Source organism: Serratia sp. EC4, assembly GCF_059652115.1.
Genome location: NZ_JBNIDE010000001.1, coordinates 1,274,965 through 1,291,489 on the forward strand (window position 1 = coordinate 1,274,965; position 16,525 = coordinate 1,291,489).

At 60.8% G+C, this 16,525-nt stretch carries 16 protein-coding genes and 1 tRNA gene; 3 read left to right on the forward strand and 14 right to left on the reverse strand.

The annotated features are described in order from the left end of the window. Nucleotides 1–105: 105 nt before the first annotated feature. From fadJ to ACP39K_RS05990, 3 genes are all read right to left on the reverse strand, one after another. Nucleotides 106–2,271: a fatty acid oxidation complex subunit alpha FadJ gene (gene fadJ, locus ACP39K_RS05980; protein ID WP_033639750.1), complete on the reverse strand. Its 2,166-nt coding sequence runs from the start codon at nucleotides 2,269–2,271 to the stop codon at nucleotides 106–108. Then, complete coding sequence (gene fadI / locus ACP39K_RS05985) at nucleotides 2,271–3,581, reverse strand: acetyl-CoA C-acyltransferase FadI (RefSeq protein WP_033639749.1); 1,311 nt, start codon at nucleotides 3,579–3,581, stop codon at nucleotides 2,271–2,273. Before fadI ends, fadJ begins: the two co-directional genes overlap by 1 nt. 196 nt (nucleotides 3,582–3,777) lie before the next feature. Further along, nucleotides 3,778–4,074: a YfcZ/YiiS family protein gene (locus tag ACP39K_RS05990; RefSeq protein WP_072270911.1), complete on the reverse strand. Its 297-nt coding sequence runs from the start codon at nucleotides 4,072–4,074 to the stop codon at nucleotides 3,778–3,780. 405 nt (nucleotides 4,075–4,479) lie between these two features. On the opposite strand from ACP39K_RS05990, the gene fadL reads away from it, so the two are divergent. Then, nucleotides 4,480–5,820, forward strand: a complete 1,341-nt coding sequence (fadL, locus tag ACP39K_RS05995) for a long-chain fatty acid transporter FadL (RefSeq protein ID WP_033639747.1) — start codon at nucleotides 4,480–4,482, stop codon at nucleotides 5,818–5,820. Between the two features lie 117 nt (nucleotides 5,821–5,937). Here the strand turns inward: fadL and mlaA are convergent, their stop codons facing one another. From mlaA to ccmA, 10 genes are all read right to left on the reverse strand, one after another. Beyond that, on the reverse strand, nucleotides 5,938–6,696 hold the full coding sequence (mlaA, locus tag ACP39K_RS06000) for a phospholipid-binding lipoprotein MlaA (RefSeq protein ID WP_033639746.1): 759 nt from the start codon (nucleotides 6,694–6,696) through the stop codon (nucleotides 5,938–5,940). A 28-nt stretch (nucleotides 6,697–6,724) separates the two neighbouring features. After that, nucleotides 6,725–7,939 carry a c-type cytochrome biogenesis protein CcmI gene (gene ccmI / locus ACP39K_RS06005; protein WP_033639745.1) on the reverse strand — a complete coding sequence of 405 codons (1,215 nt, stop codon included), beginning with the start codon at nucleotides 7,937–7,939 and terminating at the stop codon, nucleotides 6,725–6,727. Next, nucleotides 7,939–8,406, reverse strand: a complete 468-nt coding sequence (locus ACP39K_RS06010; protein WP_015378622.1) for a cytochrome c-type biogenesis protein — start codon at nucleotides 8,404–8,406, stop codon at nucleotides 7,939–7,941. The genes ccmI and ACP39K_RS06010 overlap by 1 nt, the downstream gene beginning before the upstream one ends. After that, nucleotides 8,403–8,954 (reverse strand): DsbE family thiol:disulfide interchange protein, encoded by a 552-nt coding sequence (locus ACP39K_RS06015; RefSeq protein ID WP_016926842.1) that lies wholly within the window; start codon nucleotides 8,952–8,954, stop codon nucleotides 8,403–8,405. Before ACP39K_RS06015 ends, ACP39K_RS06010 begins: the two co-directional genes overlap by 4 nt. After that, entirely contained in the window at nucleotides 8,951–10,921 is a 1,971-nt protein-coding gene (locus ACP39K_RS06020; RefSeq protein WP_016926841.1) for a heme lyase CcmF/NrfE family subunit, read from the reverse strand. The genes ACP39K_RS06015 and ACP39K_RS06020 overlap by 4 nt, the downstream gene beginning before the upstream one ends. Next, nucleotides 10,918–11,412, reverse strand: a complete 495-nt coding sequence (gene ccmE / locus ACP39K_RS06025) for a cytochrome c maturation protein CcmE (protein ID WP_004936264.1) — start codon at nucleotides 11,410–11,412, stop codon at nucleotides 10,918–10,920. Before ccmE ends, ACP39K_RS06020 begins: the two co-directional genes overlap by 4 nt. Beyond that, complete coding sequence (gene ccmD, locus ACP39K_RS06030) at nucleotides 11,409–11,645, reverse strand: heme exporter protein CcmD (RefSeq protein ID WP_016926840.1); 237 nt, start codon at nucleotides 11,643–11,645, stop codon at nucleotides 11,409–11,411. The genes ccmE and ccmD overlap by 4 nt, the downstream gene beginning before the upstream one ends. Continuing rightward, entirely contained in the window at nucleotides 11,642–12,379 is a 738-nt protein-coding gene (locus ACP39K_RS06035) for a heme ABC transporter permease (protein ID WP_004936270.1), read from the reverse strand. The genes ccmD and ACP39K_RS06035 overlap by 4 nt, the downstream gene beginning before the upstream one ends. Before the next feature lie 120 nt (nucleotides 12,380–12,499). After that, nucleotides 12,500–13,159 carry a heme exporter protein CcmB gene (ccmB, locus tag ACP39K_RS06040; protein ID WP_016926839.1) on the reverse strand — a complete coding sequence of 220 codons (660 nt, stop codon included), beginning with the start codon at nucleotides 13,157–13,159 and terminating at the stop codon, nucleotides 12,500–12,502. After that, entirely contained in the window at nucleotides 13,159–13,791 is a 633-nt protein-coding gene (gene ccmA / locus ACP39K_RS06045) for a cytochrome c biogenesis heme-transporting ATPase CcmA (RefSeq protein WP_048795088.1), read from the reverse strand. The genes ccmB and ccmA overlap by 1 nt, the downstream gene beginning before the upstream one ends. 229 nt (nucleotides 13,792–14,020) lie before the next feature. On the opposite strand from ccmA, the gene ACP39K_RS06050 reads away from it, so the two are divergent. Both ACP39K_RS06050 and ACP39K_RS06055 read left to right on the forward strand, forming a co-directional pair. After that, on the forward strand, nucleotides 14,021–14,947 hold the full coding sequence (locus ACP39K_RS06050) for a formate/nitrite transporter family protein (RefSeq protein WP_342145821.1): 927 nt from the start codon (nucleotides 14,021–14,023) through the stop codon (nucleotides 14,945–14,947). A 129-nt stretch (nucleotides 14,948–15,076) separates the two neighbouring features. After that, nucleotides 15,077–15,151 (forward strand) — tRNA-Arg (locus ACP39K_RS06055). Nucleotides 15,152–15,244: 93 nt separating this feature from the next. Here the strand turns inward: ACP39K_RS06055 and ACP39K_RS06060 are convergent. Continuing rightward, the gene (locus ACP39K_RS06060) at nucleotides 15,245–16,519 is read right to left on the reverse strand and encodes a lactonase family protein (RefSeq protein ID WP_249339729.1); all 1,275 of its coding nucleotides are present in this window, start codon (nucleotides 16,517–16,519) and stop codon (nucleotides 15,245–15,247) included. Nucleotides 16,520–16,525: the final 6 nt, after the last annotated feature.

Sequence of the window (16,525 nt, forward strand, 5' to 3'; positions counted from 1 at the left end):
CTGCGCCTTGCTGTACAGCCTCACCGGCTGACGCTGTTGCAAGGAGTGATGGCGATCACAACGCGGCCCTGTTGCAACTATAGTGCAAATCGGGCCGTCCTGCGTTCAGCTCCCCTGCGGGTAAAAACGCTCGCCCTGCTGCGCCATGCGCTGCAAGCGTTCGCACGGCGCAAAGTGCTCGCCGTGCTGCTGGCGCAGGTATTCCAACGTTTTCACCACTTTTTCGGCGCCGAGCTCGTCCATATAGCGGAACGGGCCGCCGAGGAACGGCGGGAAGCCGATGCCGAACACCGCACCGATATCGCCGTCGCGCGCGCTGCGGATCACGCCTTCATCCAGGCAGCGCGCCGCTTCGTTCAGCATCATCATCACGCAGCGCTGGGCGACGGTCGCCGGCAGCATGTGCGACTTCGGCGTGACGCCGAGCAACGTATACAATGAGGTATCCGCACGTTTACGCCGCTGCCGCTGCTGCCCTTCGCTCGGGTAGAGATAGAAGCCGCGGCCGTTCTTGCGCCCTTTACGCCCGTCCTTCAGCACCGCATCGAACGCAGCCGGCGCGGCGAAACGCGGCCCCAGCGCCTCGACCAGCACGGGAATGATTTTGGTGCCAACGTCGATGCCCACTTCATCCAGCAGGGTAATCGGGCCGACCGGGAAACCGAAGTCCACCAGCGCCTTGTCCAGCGACTCCATCGGCTCGCCTTCCAGCAGGCAGCGCGCCGCTTCGTTGATGTACGGCGCCAGGATGCGGTTGACGTAAAAACCGGCGCTGTCGCCCACCACGATGGCGGTCTTGCCCTGCTTGTGCGCCAGCGCCACGGTGGTGGCGATGGTCTCTTCGCTGGTGCCGGCGTGCGGGATCACTTCCACCAGCGGCATTTTATCCACCGGGCTGAAGTAGTGCAGACCAATCACCTGCTGCGGCCGCTGGGCCTTTTCGGCGATGTGGCCGATAGGCAGCGAAGAGGTGTTGGAGGCGAACACGGTATGCGGCGCGCAGTTCGCTTCGACCTCGGCCACCATCTGCTGTTTCAGCGCCAGATCCTCAAACACCGCCTCGACCACGATATCCGCCTGCTCAAAGCCGGTGTAATCGGTAGAGCCGGAGATCAGCATCATCTGTTTTTGCCGCTCCGCCGGGCGCATGCGCTTGCTGCGTACCCGTTTGCCGAGCACATCCCAGCTGTATTTCAGCGCGTGATTGATGCCGGTTTCATTGATGTCTTTGATGCGAACTGGCAAACCGCCGCGCGTGGCGGTGACACAGGCGATACCGCCGCCCATCAGGCCGCCGCCGAGAATGCCGACGCGATGCAGGGCATGCGGCTGAGCGTTGCCGCCCCGCTCTTTTTTCAGCGCGGTGGAGGCGAAGAACAGGCTGCGCAACGCCGCCGACTGCGGCGTCATCGCCAGCTCGCCAAAGGCGCGCGCTTCGGCCTCATAGCCGCTGGCGCTGCCGTGATCCAGCCCGGTGCGCACCACCTGAATAATGCGCTCCGCCGCCGGGTAGTTGCCGTGGGTTTTCGCCAACGTTTTCTTGCGCACGATGCTGAACAGCAGATTTCTGCCCAGCGGGCCGTTGAGCAGGCGATCCTGCCACGGCAGCTCGCGCTGATGTTTCCAGCCCTGTTTCACCCGCTCGATGGCGGTCTGCAACAGGATCGACTGCGGCACGGCGTCGTCCACCAGCCCCATGCGCAGCGCCTGGCGGGCGCGAATGTGCTTGCCGGTCAGGATCATGTCCAGCGCCTTGGCGGCGCCGATCAGGCGCGGCAGGCGCTGAGTGCCGCCAGAGCCCGGCAGCAGGCCCAGTTGCACTTCCGGCAGACCGAGCGCGGTTTTGTCATCCAGCGAACAGACGCGGCCGTGGCAGGCCAGCGCCAACTCCAGGCCGCCGCCAAGGCAGGCGCCGTGGATGGCGGCCACCACCGGCACCGGGAAGGCGGCGATCTGCGCCAGCGTGCTCTGCCCTTTCTTGGCCAGCGTTTCCGCCTCTTTGGCGCTGGTGCAGGCAGCGATCATAGTGATGTCGGCGCCGGCGATAAACGAGTCCGGCTTGCCGGAAACGATCACCAGCCCTTCCAGCGCGGTATGCTGCTGCGCCCGGATCAGCACGTCATTCACCTGTTCGACGAACTCGGCCTTGAGCGTATTGACCTTGTCGCCCGGCACGTCGATGGTGATCACGCCGATATTGTCGGGGCGAATCGTCAGCTGAAAGGCCGACGGTTTGGCCCGCTGTTCGTGCAATGCGTTTTCGGCACTCATTATTCCACCTCCACGATCATCGCGGCGCCTAACCCGCCGGCGGCGCAGGCGGTGGTCAGGCCCAACCCGCCGCCGCGGCGTTTCAGCTCGCGCAGCGTCTGGGTGATCATGCGCGCGCCGGTGGCGGCGAACGGGTGGCCATAGGCGATGGAACCGCCCAAGACGTTGAATTTGTCCATGTCCACCTCGCCGATCGCCTGGCTGCGGCCAAGCTTCTCGCGGGCGAACGCTTCGCTGGCGAACATCTTCAGGTTAGCCAGCGTTTGCGCGGCGAAAGCTTCATGCATGTCGATGAGCGTCAGATCGGCCAGACCGATGCCGGCGCGATCCAGCGCCAGCGGCGTAGCGTAAGAAGGCCCCAGCAGCATGTCTTCCCACACGTCGATGGCGGCGAAGGCGAAACTGCGCAGATAGCCGAGCGGCTGCAGCCCCAGCGCTTTGGCGCGCGATTCGCTCATCATCAATACCGCCGCCGCGCCGTCGGTCAGCGGCGTGCTGTTGGCCGCGGTGACGCTGCCATGCTTGCGATCGAACGCCGGTTTCAGCTTGGCGTAAGAAGCCAGGCTGGAGTCTTTGCGGATATTGTTGTCTTCGGAAAGCTGGGCGCGGTAAGGCGGCACGTAGGCGGTCATCACCTCGTCGCGCAGCCACCCCTCCCGCCAGGCTCTGGCCGCCAGTTCGTGGGAACGGTGCGCCAGCGCATCCTGCGCTTCGCGGGTGATGCCGTGGCTTTTCGCCATCTGCTCAGCGGTATCGCCCATGCGCAGACCGGTGGAATACTCCGCCACCGCCGGCGGCACCGGCATCAGATCGCGGAATTTCAGCCGGCTGAACAGTTTGAGACGCTGCGACAGCGTGCGCGCCTTGTTGACGTCCACCAGCGTGCGCGCCAACGCCTTGCTGACCCCGATCGGCAAGACGGAAGAAGAGTCCGCCCCGCCGGCGATGCCGACGCTGATGCTGCCGGCCATGATGCTCTCCGCCACGTTGGCGATCGCCTGGAAGCTGGTGGCGCAGGCGCGCGACACGCTGTAAGCGTCGGTATGAACGCTCATGCCGGTGCCAAGCACGATTTCACGCGCGATGTTCGGCGCCTCGGGCATTTGCACCACCTGGCCGAACACCAGCTGTTCGATCAGTTGCGGATCGATGCCGCTGCGCGCCAATAGCTCGCTCACCGCCGTTTTCCCTAAATCCACCGCCGGAATGCCGTGATAGGCAGTCGCCTGTTTGGCAAAGGGGGTACGCAGTCCATTCACAATCGCAATGCGGTCACCATGACGGGTCACCAACGGCAGTGCCTTACTCATAAATGCTCCCGAAGAAAATAACGTCAGCGCAATGGGCAGAAAGAGGTCTGACCTGATGAGGTCATTGTTAACCAAACGGTTACATTTGGCAAACCGGCAGAGATCAAAACTGCGAGCAGGCGCACTTTCTATGGGGAACGAGGCGGAGAAGGAAATCCCCGGCGCGCAGCAGGCGGCGCCGGGGGTAAAGCGGGGATTAACGCAGGCCGAGCTGGAAGATCAGGGTTTCCGCCTGGCAGGCGAAGGTGAAATCGGCCTCCAACTGCACGCCGCCGTCAACCGGTTTAATGCTACTGCTGATGTCACAAGGATCGGACTCGACCGCGCGCGCCTTTTCGCTCAGGGCCGCCAGCATCGCCTCCGCATCTTGTTGATTACCGAACACCTGGCTGTAGGACGCGGTGCAATCGGTGTTATCCATCACGGTGCCGACATCCACGCAGCAACACGCGGCAGTTTCCTGGGCGCTGCATTTATTAATTGCATCTGACATGATTGGTTCTCCTCAAGGGCCTCTGTTATCAGCCCAAATTGCCGTTTCACTCACCGGCACAAAGCCACAAAATTCTGCGGGTATTTTACGCTTCCACGCCGGCAATCACTAGCACTTACTTTTACTGGGTGTTTTAAGTGATGGAAATCACAAATAAAAATGAGCATCTGCTAAGGAACGGTAAGAATTTTGTTATTTACCGCTGGCTTTTTGTTAAGCAGATCTCTTTTTTGATATCAGGTTGGAAATATTTCAAAAACAAACTTGCAACAATTTCACAGGTCAGACCTATACTTCAGCCACTGGTCTGATTTGTCTGAACGATAACGGACCCTACAATCCCGCGCTCCTTGTTACTTCGTGTAACAATAGTTTAAATAATAAACACATAATGAGGTTTTGGTCATGAGCCAGAAAAACCTATTGACTAAATCAGCTCTCGCAGCTGCAGTGGCAATTATTTCTTCAAACGTGTCTGCCGCAGGATTCCAGCTGAATGAGTTCTCATCAGCTGGTTTAGGACGTTCGTATTCTGGCGAAGGCGCCATGGCGGATACGGCGGCTTCCGCAAGCCGCAACCCGGCGTTGTTGATGATGTATACCCGCCCCGAGCTGTCCATCGGCGCAGTCTTCATCGACCCGGACGTTGACATCACCGGCAAATCGCCTTCCGGCGCCAGCCTGGACTCCAAAAATATCGCCCCTGTCGCCTGGGTGCCGAACCTGCATTATGTTCACCCGATTAACGATCAGTTCGCCGTAGGCGGCTCGGTCACCAGCAACTTCGGTTTGGCGACCGAATTCAACGACGGTTATACCGCCGGCGCTTACGGCGGTAAGACCGATCTGACTACCGTTAACCTCAACCTGAGCGGCGCCTACCGTCTGAATCAACACTTCAGCTTCGGTCTGGGCTTCGATGCGGTGTACGCCAAAGCCAAACTGGAACGTTACGCCGGTGAATTGCCGAAACTGCTTGCAGGTCAAGGCCTGCAAACCGGTAGATTAACGCCTCAGCAAGCCGGAATGATCGCTCAAATCCCTGGCGATACCCAGATTTCTCACCTGAAAGGCGATAAATGGGGTTACGGCTGGAACGCCGGCATCCTGTACGAAGTGGATGAAAACAACCGTTACGGCTTCACCTATCGCTCTGAAGTCAAAATCAAGTTCGACGGCGATTACAAGAGCAGCCTGCCAGCACAATTCAACCCTCTGACTCAATCTCTGGGCTTAGGCTTGCCTTGGGGCACCAGCGGCAGCACCATCCCGGGTTCTCTGGATCTCAACCTGCCGGAAATGTGGGAGCTGTCCGGTTACAACAAAGTGGCGCCGCAGTGGGCCATTCACTACAGCCTGGCCTATACCAGCTGGAGTCAGTTCCAGGAGTTGAGAGCCACCGGCAACAATGGTCAGACGCTGTTCGAGAAGCATGAAGGCTTCCGCGATGCCTACCGTATCGCGCTGGGCACCACCTACTTCTACGACGACAACTGGACATTCCGGACCGGTATCGCCTTCGATGACAGCCCGGTGCCCGCCCAAAACCGTTCGATCTCCATTCCCGATCAGGACCGTTTCTGGCTGAGTGCCGGTACTACCTATGCGTTCAACAAAGACGCCTCGGTTGATGTCGGCGTGTCCTACATGCACGGCCAGAAAGTCACCATCAACGAAGGCCCTTACACCTTCAACTCGGTGGGTAAAGCCTGGCTGTACGGCGCCAACTTCAACTACCGCTTCTAATCTCGCCTGAGATGGATGCCAAAGCGCCCCCTGGGGCGCTTTTTCTTTGCCTGCCGCTTGCCGCCGGCATAAAAAAACCCGCCTGACGGCGGGTTTTCATTGGCATAATGCCCGGGATTACTGCGAGTCGATCTCGTCCAGTTCGCCCTGAATCGCCTTGGCGTTCGGGTTCTCTTCCGGCTTGAGCGAGCCGCCGTTGGCGATGAAATCGTGGCGCTGGAAGTAAGCCTCGCGCACCATGACATAAGGATCGGAAGAGTTGCGCAGCAGGCCGTCGGAATCCAGCAGTTGAGCACGGGTTTCGATACCCTCGACCACCCATTTGCCCGCCGACATCCAGAAGGTCAGGTAGCTCAGCATCGGATACAGCGTATCCGCAAAGTCGCCGCCTTCGTCACGCAGCGTGAAGCTGCCGTAGCCCGGCAACATCACGTACGGGCCGTAACCCACATCGTAATGACCCAGCGTGCTGCCGAAGCGGTTCGGTTCTTCGCGCGCCAGTTTCGGGTTGGCCATGCCGGCCACATCGATCAGACCGCCCATCCCAAGCAGGGTGTTCAGGAAGAAACGGTTGAAGTGGATCATCCCGCGGTAAGGATCGCCCTTCAGGAAGGCGTTGACCATGCTGGCCGGCTCTTCCAGGTTGGAGGTGAAGTTGCTGATGCCGTTACGCGCCGGCATCGGCACGTAGTCGCGCCAGGCCACCGCGACCGGACGCAGAATATAAGGATCCAGGACGTTGTAGTTGAAGTCGAACATCGTCCGGTTAAATCCTTCCAGAGGATCGGAACGCCCTTGCGGCTCATTGTCTGGCGCGCTGGCACAGCCCACCAGTAATGCCGCTGCGAATGCCACCCCAGTCAGGCGAAAGTTCATATTTTTCTCCATAAAAACACGTTCGGTCTTATTTTTCAGGGACCTGCTTGTTTATCTGAACGCTAACCTGCTCTTTACCGCTGAATGTCTGCAGCGAGCTTTCGCCGAACCAGTCCCCCGGCTGCGGCGTGGCCAATCCGTCCTGTGAGAGGCGCACACGCACCTGCACCTGATGCTGTGCCGAGAGTAGACGCTCGGGCATCATGGCGTTGCTGTCGTCCAGAGAGAAAGACAGCGGAAAACGGCTCAACGGCAATTGTTTTACCGCGACCGGCACCGGGCTGACGCCGTCGGTCACCGAGATAACCAGCGTCCCCTGCGGCGGCATGGCTTTCGCCGCCTGCGGTGACAGTGAAACAGTCACATTCAGTTTAACAGTTTCTCCGCCGGCCTGGGCTTTTGCTTGTGCAATACTGCGCTTTATCACTTCCGCGCGCGGATCGTTGGCCGGCAGCAGCTGCAGCATCACTTGCCAGGCGCCGATCGCCTGTTTGAAATCGCCCTGTTCGAAGGCATTGAACGCCAGCAGGCTCAGCACCCGCGGATCGCTGTGGTTTTCCGCGATCATGCGCCGCAACAGCTGCGTCGCCTGCTTGTTATCCTCCGGATCGTTGGATCGCGTCAAGACCTCGGCATAGCCGAGCCGCACTTCCAGACTATTCGGATCCAATTGATAAGCATGAGCAAAGGCCTGCGTGGCGGTAGTGGCATTGTTCAACGCCATGCCGACGCGCCCCAGCATCATCCAGTCGTTGATATTGCGATCGTCCTGCTGCAGCGCGGTGCGCAGCCCCAACCCGAGACGGGCAATCTCTTCCATGCTCAGCGGTTTGGCGCGCTCATTGGCGACGCGCTCGCGCAATTCCGGCATTTGCGCCTGCACCAGGCGCCAGTCCAGCACCTGCGCCAGCCCGCCGGTTTTCAGATAAAAGCCAACGGTCACCGCCAGCAATAGCAGCACGCCCGGCACCAGCGCCCAGCGGTTGATCGGCTTCGCCTGCGCCATCTGCTCGGCCGGGATGTCGTTCAACAGGTTCTGTTGCAGCTCTTTGACCAGTTCCGGACGCTCGGCTACCACGCCCTGCTGCTCATCCTGCTCCAACTCGCTGAGGCGATCCTGATAAAACGCCTTGTTCAACGCATCGCGCGTGGCGGCGCTCTGCTTGCCGTGGCGCATCGCCGGCACCACCAGCAACGCGGCGGCGCCGGCCAGCAACACGCAAATAATCAGCCAAAAAGCCATTAGGGTTTCTTCCTGTCAGTCTCTTGCAACAGCGCCGCCAGGCGCTGCCGTTCCCGTTCGGAGAATGCATCGTCCACCGCCGCGTCGGGCTTGCGACGGGTGCGCAGGATCACCACCGCCCCGCCGATCAATACGAACAGCAGCGGGCCGATCCACAAGATCAGCGTCGCCGGCGTTACCGGCGGCTCGTAGGTGACGAAGTTGCCATAACGCGCCACCATGTAATCGATGATCTGCTGCTTGCTTTGCCCCTGCATCATCAGCTCGTACACCTTGGTGCGCATGTCGGCGGCGATAATGGCGTTGGAATCGGCAATGCTGTTGTTCTGGCATTTCGGGCAGCGCAGCTGTTCGGTCAACTCGCGATACTGCTGCTCCTGCTCGACGGAGTTGAAGCGATAGGTATCGATCGCCGCGGCGGCGCTCCAGCTCAGCAGCGCGGCGCACAGCAGAACAATCAACCTCATGCCTCACCCCCGTACTTTTTATACAACGGCAGCACTTCCTGCTGCCAGACGCGCTCATTCATGTCGCCGGCGTGGCGATAGCGAATGATCCCCTGGCCGTCGATAAGGAAGGTCTCAGGCGCGCCGTACACCCCGAGATCCAACCCCAGCATGCCGTCACCGTCGTACAGGCTGAGCGCATAGGGATTGCCGAGGGAATTCAGCCAGGCCACCGCCTTGGCGCGATCGTCTTTATAGTTCAGGCCGACCACCCGTACGCCGCGCGCCGCCAGCGTATTGAGATACTGATGTTCCGCGCGGCAGGTCGGGCACCAGGTGGCCCAGACGTTGAGCAAGATCGGCTTGCCGTCGCGCAGCACCGCCTGATCGTAGGTTTTGCCGGGCTGATCCAGCGATTCCAGCTTGAAGGTCGGCACCGGTTTGCCGATCAGCGCCGACTCCAGCATGGTCGGATCTTCGCCGCCCGCGTTGCGCGTCAGCTGCACCATCAGGGCCGCCACCAACAGCAGGAAAAGTATCAATGGGATAAACAGCAGCTTACGCTTCATGATTGCGCCTCCAGCTTGCCTTCGCGCTTGAGCTTTTTGCTCATGCGATAACGCGGGTCGAGAATGCACAGCAGGCCGCCGATCGCCATAAAGACGCCGCCGAACCAGATCCAGCGCACGAAGGGTTTGTAATACAGACGCACCGCCCAGGATCCGTCTTCCAGCTCCTCGCCCAGCGCCGCGTACAGATCGCGGCTGAACCCGCCGTCGATCGCCGCCTCGGTCATCATGCTGCGCGCCACGCTGTAGTAGCGTTTCTCCGCATGCAGCGTCGCCTCCGGCTTGCCGTTGCGCGTCACGTCGATGATGCCGACGCCGCCGCTGTAGTTCGGGCCGCGAATGTCGTGCACGTCGCGGAACACGAAGTGATAATTGTGGATATCCACGCTGTCGCCGGCCTTCATCCGCACGTCGCGCTCCACGCTGTAGTTCTGGCTGAAGGCGATGCCGATCACCGTCACCGCCACGCCGAGGTGGCCGAGCACCATGCCCCAATGGCTGCGAGACAGCTGCCGCAGACCGCGCCAGAAACCGTGGCGGTGGGTGGCGCGCTCATGCAGCTCCATCAGCGTCAGGATGATCACCCACAGCGCCATGATCAGGCCCACCACCGTCATGCCGGCGATGCTGTCCTGCAGCAGCCACGGCAGCAGAATCGACAGCACCAGCGTCACCAGCAGCGCCACGCCGAGGCGGCGCCACAGCTTGCGCGGCTCATCGCGGCGCCAGCGCACCAGCGGCCCGATACCCAACAGCAGCGCCAACGGCGCCATCAGCCAGGTGAACATGGTGTTGAAGAACGGCTCGCCGATCGAAATGCTGCCCAGCCCCAACTGTTTGTGCACCAGCGGCAGCAGCGTGCCCAACAGCACCACCAGCATGGCGGCGATCAGCAACACGTTATTGCCCAGCAGGAAGGTCTCGCGCGAGAAAGTCTCGTGCTGCACCCGGCTGCGCACCTGGCCGCCCTTGACCGCGTACAGCAGCAGCGAACCGCCGATGACGATCACCAGATAGGCGAGAATAAACATGCCGCGCGCCGGATCGGAGGCGAAGGAGTGCACCGAGACCAGCACGCCGGAGCGCACCAGGAAGGTGCCCAGCAGGCACAGCGAGAAGGCGGTGATCGCCAGCAGCACCGTCCAGGCTTTGAACGTGCCGCGTTTTTCGGTCACCGCCAGCGAATGCATCAGCGCGGTGCCGGCCAGCCACGGCATAAAGGAGGCGTTCTCTACCGGATCCCAGAACCACCAACCGCCCCAGCCCAACTCATAGTAGGCCCAGGCCGATCCGAGCACGATGCCCAGCGTGAGGAACACCCAGGCGGCGGTAGTCCACGGGCGTGACCAGCGCGCCCAGGCGGTGTCGAGCCGGCCGGCCATCAGCGAGGCGATGGCGAACGCGAAGGCGACCGAGAAGCCGACATAGCCCATGTACAGCAGCGGCGGGTGGAAGATCAGGCCGATATCCTGCAGCAGCGGGTTGAGATCGCTGCCGTCGATCGGGAAATTCGGCAGCGTGCGGGTGAACGGGTTGGAGGTCATGATGATGAACAGCAGGAAACCGGCGGTGATCATCCCCATCACCGACAGCACCCGCGCCACCGCGTCCTGCGGCATCGCCCGGCTGCACAATGCCACCGCCAGCGACCAGCAGCTCAGCAGCAGCACCCACAGCAGCAGCGAACCTTCGTGCGCCCCCCAGGTGGCGGCGATGCGGTAATACACCGGCAGTTGGGTATTGGAGTTGGTGGCCACGTAGGCGACGGTAAAGTCATTGACCACGAAGGCATGCACCAGGCACAGGAACGCCAGCGCAATCGCCGCGAACATGCCATAGGTCAGCGGGCGGGCCACCGCCATCATGCGGCTGTCCTGTCGCGCCGCGCCCCACTGCGGGTAAATGCTCAGCAGCAGCGCGATCGCCAGCGCCAGGCACAGCAGAAAACTGCCCAGTTCAGGCATCATGACTTGGCGCCCTCCGCCTGCGGCGCGTTATACGCTTCCGCCGGCCCTTTGTGATTCTCTTTCATCGCGTCGGCCACTTCCGGCGGCGTATATTTCTCGTCGTGCTTGGCCAGCACTTCACGCGCGTTGACCACGTTGCCCTCGCCCAGCACGCCCTGCGCCACCACGCCCTGCCCTTCGCGGAACAGGTCCGGCAGAATGCCGGTGTAGGTCACGCCGATCGCGCCGCGCGCGTCGTAAATCTTGAAGCTGACCTGCAGCGTATTGGGATCGCGTTTCACCGAGCCCGGCATCACCATGCCGCCGATGCGCAACCGTTGGCCGACCTCGGGCTTCTCATGATTTTCGCCCTTGCCCTGCAGGATCTCACCCGGGGTATAGAACAGATCGATGTTGGAGCGCAGCGCGTACAGCATCAGGGTCGCGGTCAGCGCAATGCCGATCAGCACAACGATCGCCAGATAAAGGCGGCTTTTACGACGTGGATTCACAATGATTTCTCCCGCGGTGCGGCGGATTTTTGTTTTGATTGTTGCGCATGGCGAATGCGCCGCTCGCGCGCCTGACGGCGGCCGATCTCGGCGAGCAACTGCCGCCGCTGCCAGACGGTGTGCGCCACCAGCCCCAACAGCGAAATCAGCGTGGCGGCGACCGCCAGCCAGACATAGAAGGCATAACCGCCCATGGCGAAAAACGCCGGCCAGGAATCGAATGCGGCATTCATGACTGACGCTCCTTGTTCACCAGCCCGGCGACCCACGGGCGCTGGCGCTCCTGGAACAGGATCAGATTGCGCAGGCGCATCAGCGTCAGCGTGACGAACAACAGCAGGTAGCCGAGGATCGCCCAGCGCAGCGGGGTGCGCATGCTGGGCGCGATGGATTGCTGCATGTTGGTCGAGCCCTGATGCAGCGTGTTCCACCATTCGACGGAGAAATGGATGATCGGAATGTTCACCACGCCCACCAGCACCAGAATGCCGGCGGCCCGGCCCGCCAGGCGGCGGTCTTCGAAAGCGTTATACAGCGCGATGACGCCCATATAAAGGAACAGCAGCACCAGCTCGGAGGTCAGCCGCGCATCCCATACCCACCAGGTGCCCCACATCGGCTTGCCCCAGGCGGAGCCGGTCACCAGCGCGATAAAGGTGAACACCGCGCCGATCGGCGCCATCGCCGCCACCACGGTATCGGACATTTTCATCTGCCACACCAGGCCGATAAACGCCGCCACCGCCATCGAGGCATAGATGCCCATCGACCACATGGCCGCCGGCACGTGAATATAAATGATGCGGAAGCTGTCGCCCTGCTGATAATCCTTCGGCGCGAAGCCAAAGCCCCATGCCCAGCCAAGCAGCAGGCAGGCCGCCGCCGCCAGCCCCAGCCAGGGGATAAAGCGGCCGCAGACGTGATACAGCCGTTCAGGCCGCGCCAGTTGATGTAACCATTTCCACATTGTCGTCAGTGCTCACGGTAATTTTTATGCGTCGGCCGCCTCGAGCTTTCGAAACGGCGAAAATCTTCTGCGGGGTACGCTCTTGCCGGCCTTGCCCCGTCTGTTCATTCAATTTGTTAGCTAGTGCACGCTCACTCGCAGCGCCGCTGCGGCGGCAAACGGCGCCAATGTCACGCTGCCCGCCAGCATCGCGCCGAGTATCGCCAGGTAACCGTCGATCGGCATGCCCATCGCGGCGGCGTCGATCGCGCCGGTGGCGAAGATCAGCACCGGGATATACAGCGGCAGCACCAGCAGGCTGAGCAGCACGCCCCCTTTGCGCAGGCCGACGGTCAGCCCCACGCCGATAGCGCCGATCAGGCTCAGCGTCGGCGTGCCGAGCAGCAGCGTACCCGCCACCGCCAGCCAGGTTTGCATATCAAGCGACAACAGCAGCGCCACCAGCGGCGACAGGATCAGCAGCGGCAATCCCGTCACGACCCAGTGAGCACACACTTTGCCCAGCACCGTCATCGGCAGCGGCGTCGGCAGCAGCAATAGCTGCTCCAGCGAGCCATCGAGAAAATCGTCGCGAAACAGCCGCTCCAGCGACAGCAGCGAGGCCAACAGCGCCGCCACCCATACGATGCCCGGCGCAATGCGCGCCAGCAGCTGCGGCTCCGGGCCAATCCCCAACGGGAACAGCGTGATCACAATCAGGAAAAACCACAGCGGGTTGACGATCTCCGAACCTTTACGGCAGGCGATTTTCAGTTCGCGACGCACCAGGGTCAAAAACATCACAAACTCCCCGCGTCGTGTTCCGCCAAACGAATTTTGCCCACCGTTTGGCTGACGCCGGCCAAATCCTGATGGGTGGTCAACAATACCATGCCGCCCCGCTGCGCATGTTGCTCAAAAAGGCTAATCAACTCGGCCACGCCCTGTTTATCGATCGCCGTTAGCGGCTCATCGAGGATCCACAGCGGCGCCGCGCTGAGCCACAGGCGCGCCAACGCCACGCGCCGCTGCTGCCCGGCGGAAAGCTGCGCCACCGGCAGATCTTCGTAGCCCACCAACCCCACCTGCTCCAGCGCGCGCCAGATAGCCTGATGCTCGACCGCGCCGCGCACCGCCTGATAAAACTGCAGGTTTTCGAAGGGTGTCAATACGGCTTTTATGCCCGGTTGATGGCCGATAAACAGCAAATCTTGCTGGTAATCCGCGCGAGCGCGCAGCGTGTCACGCCCGCGCCAGCACACCTCACCGCCGTCCGGCCGCGCCAGACCGGCGAGGATGCGCAGCAAACTGGTCTTGCCCGCGCCGTTCGGCCCCTCTACCTGAATGATATCGCCCGGCTGAACTGAAAAGCTTAGCTCGCTAAACAGGATGCGCTCATCGCGCACGCAACTCAGACTTTTGGCTTCCAGCATCGGGGAACTCATATTTTTCTTTGGGATAGCGAATCATAGCATAAGCCTTTCCCCACACGCAGCCTGCGGCGGGCGCGCCGAGGGGCCAATATGGCGAGCAGGATCAAGAATGCGCGGAAAAAACCGGCGGATTTTAACTCTTGTTACCTTTTTCTGTATTTCGCCGCATTTAGGCCGGGCAACTACGCTTAATGACGTGACCTCACCCTTATTGAGCAGGAGCGACAGCATGAACGAACAGCAACGCCAGGAGCACGAGCCGGATGAGACAATGCAGGTAGAGAGCGAAGAGCAGGAACAGGGCAAGCGCGAAATCGAAGTCAGGGAAGAGAATCTGCCGTCGCGCGCGGCGGCGGTGCATGAACAGATCCGAATGGAAGGCGAAAAAGAGCTGGAGCGCGATGGGCTGGCGCTGCTGTGGTCGGCGATCGCCGCCGGGCTGTCGATGGGCGCCTCACTGGCGGCGAAAGGCATTTTCCACGCCCGCTTGCCGGACGATCCCAGCCGCTTTTTCATCGAAAACCTCGGCTACACCTTCGGTTTTATCATTGTCATCATGGCGCGCCAGCAGCTGTTTACCGAAAACACCGTCACGGCGGTCTTGCCCATCATGCACAAACCCACGCCGCGCAACCTGCTTATCCTGCTGCGCCTGTGGGGCGTGGTGCTGCTCGGCAACCTGATCGGCACCGCGCTGGCGGCGCTGGCGTTTACCCATATGCCGCTGTTCGACGCCGAAACGCGCCGCGTCTTCATCAGCCTGGGCGAAGAGGTGATGCGCCATACGCCGGGAGAAATGTTCGCCAACGGCATCCTGGCCGGCTGGATCATCGCCACCATGGTATGGATGTTCCCGGCCGCCGGCGCGGCGAAAATCTGGGTGATCGTGTTGATGACCTACCTGGTGGCGATTTGCGATCTGACCCATATCGTGGTCGGTTCGGTAGAGATCCTCTATCTGGTGTTCAACGGCGCGATTGGGTGGCAGGAATTCGTCTATCCGTTCGCCCTGCCGACGCTGGCGGGCAACATCATCGGCGGCACCTTTATCTTTGCGTTGATAAGCCATGCGCAGATCCGCAACGATTTGAGCGCCCAAAAACGGGCGGCGCGTCAGCAACAGGAAAAACGGCGCCACGGCGGGGAAAAACCGTGATCGCCGTCGGTTAGGCGAGGAAATTTCGGCGCTAACTGGCGAGGTATTGAGCAAACGCGCCGCTAAGCGCTTATTCTGCGGGTAAAAAAAGGTATAATGCCCCGGCAGCTTCGGTTGCCAGCCCGCAGCGTCCCCGTAGTTAAACGGATATAACAAGCCCCTCCTAAGGGCTAGTTACTGGTTCGATTCCAGTCGGGGACACCATTATTTATTATCAAGCCATTCCCCATCATCGGCACCCGCAATCCCCCTTCTCCACGCCTCAGACCCGATTTCCTCCGCGCGTTATGATTGGCATTAATTGAAAAACTTGATATCCGTCGGCGTAGAAATCGTCGCCGCCTCACCTTTGGCCTTCAACTCCCCCGTCTCATCATCGAAATCGAACAGCGTAACGGTATTGGTGAACACGTTCGTGACATAAAGATGGTTGCCGGTGGCATCGAAAGCGAGCGCACGCGGCTCAATGCCGCCGGCCTCATAGCGCGTCGTCTCCCCTGGCAGCCCATCCCCACCAATTTTTAATACCAGCAAATGGTTATCGGCACCGCGATTGGTGGCAATAAGATATCTGCCGCTCGGGCTGAGGATAATGGCTCCGCCGCTTTTCGCCTCCGCGGAATCCTGCCCGCCGTTCAGTTTCACTTTTCCTTGTAGCGTCAATCGATGGTCGCTGACGGTAAACGCCTCGATTTCACCCGCCATTTCGGTGATGACATAGGCATACTCGCCTTTCGGCGAGAACACCATGTGCCTTGGGCCGGCGCCTGGCGCAAAGCTGACATCGCGCGATGCATCCGCCTGCAACGGCTGTGCGCTATCCGAGCGATAGCGATAGGCGTGCAGCTTGTCCCCGCCGAGATCCGCCGCATACAGATATTTACCATCGCGGCTGAAGGTGGTTGAGTGCGCATGGCCCCCTTCCTGGCGCCCCTGCACGGCGCCAGAACCTGATATAAACGGATAATGCTGCACCCGTTCACCCAGTTTGCCGTCACTGCCAATTGGCAATACCGTCATCCCCGCGCCGCCTTTGGCGACGGAGTAGTTGGCGACAAACAGAAACTTGCCATCCGGACTGAGGGTGGCGTGCGTCGGCTGCTGGCCCGCACTGTTCACCGTATTCAGCACCCGCACGCTGCCAGCGTCGTCTATTGCCAAGGCGGTCACCGTTCCCGCGTTCTCCTCATTGGTGGCATAGGCGAAACGGCCATCGCGAGATTTTACGATCCACGATGGGCTTTTCATTTTAACCACGTCGAGCAGCGTTAACGTGCCGTCGCCATTAACCGTCAGGCGATAGAGCCCTTCACTGGGTCTTGCCGGTTTCTGCACCGCAGGCGCATCCGGAATATGGGTCCAGGTACCGACTAACGCTATTTGCTGATGTTCCCGATTATTGGCCATCGCATTTCCTGAAAACATGAGAAAAATTAACACCGCAGTTAATTGAATGGCCTGCCGGCCTAAGCCGGCAACGATTGTTCGGCCAGGTGCAGACAATATAGAAGATAGCATAAAGCGAGCTTGACGCCGCTTATTAATCGAGTCGAGAGGTTTTTCTCTATTCATGATGTT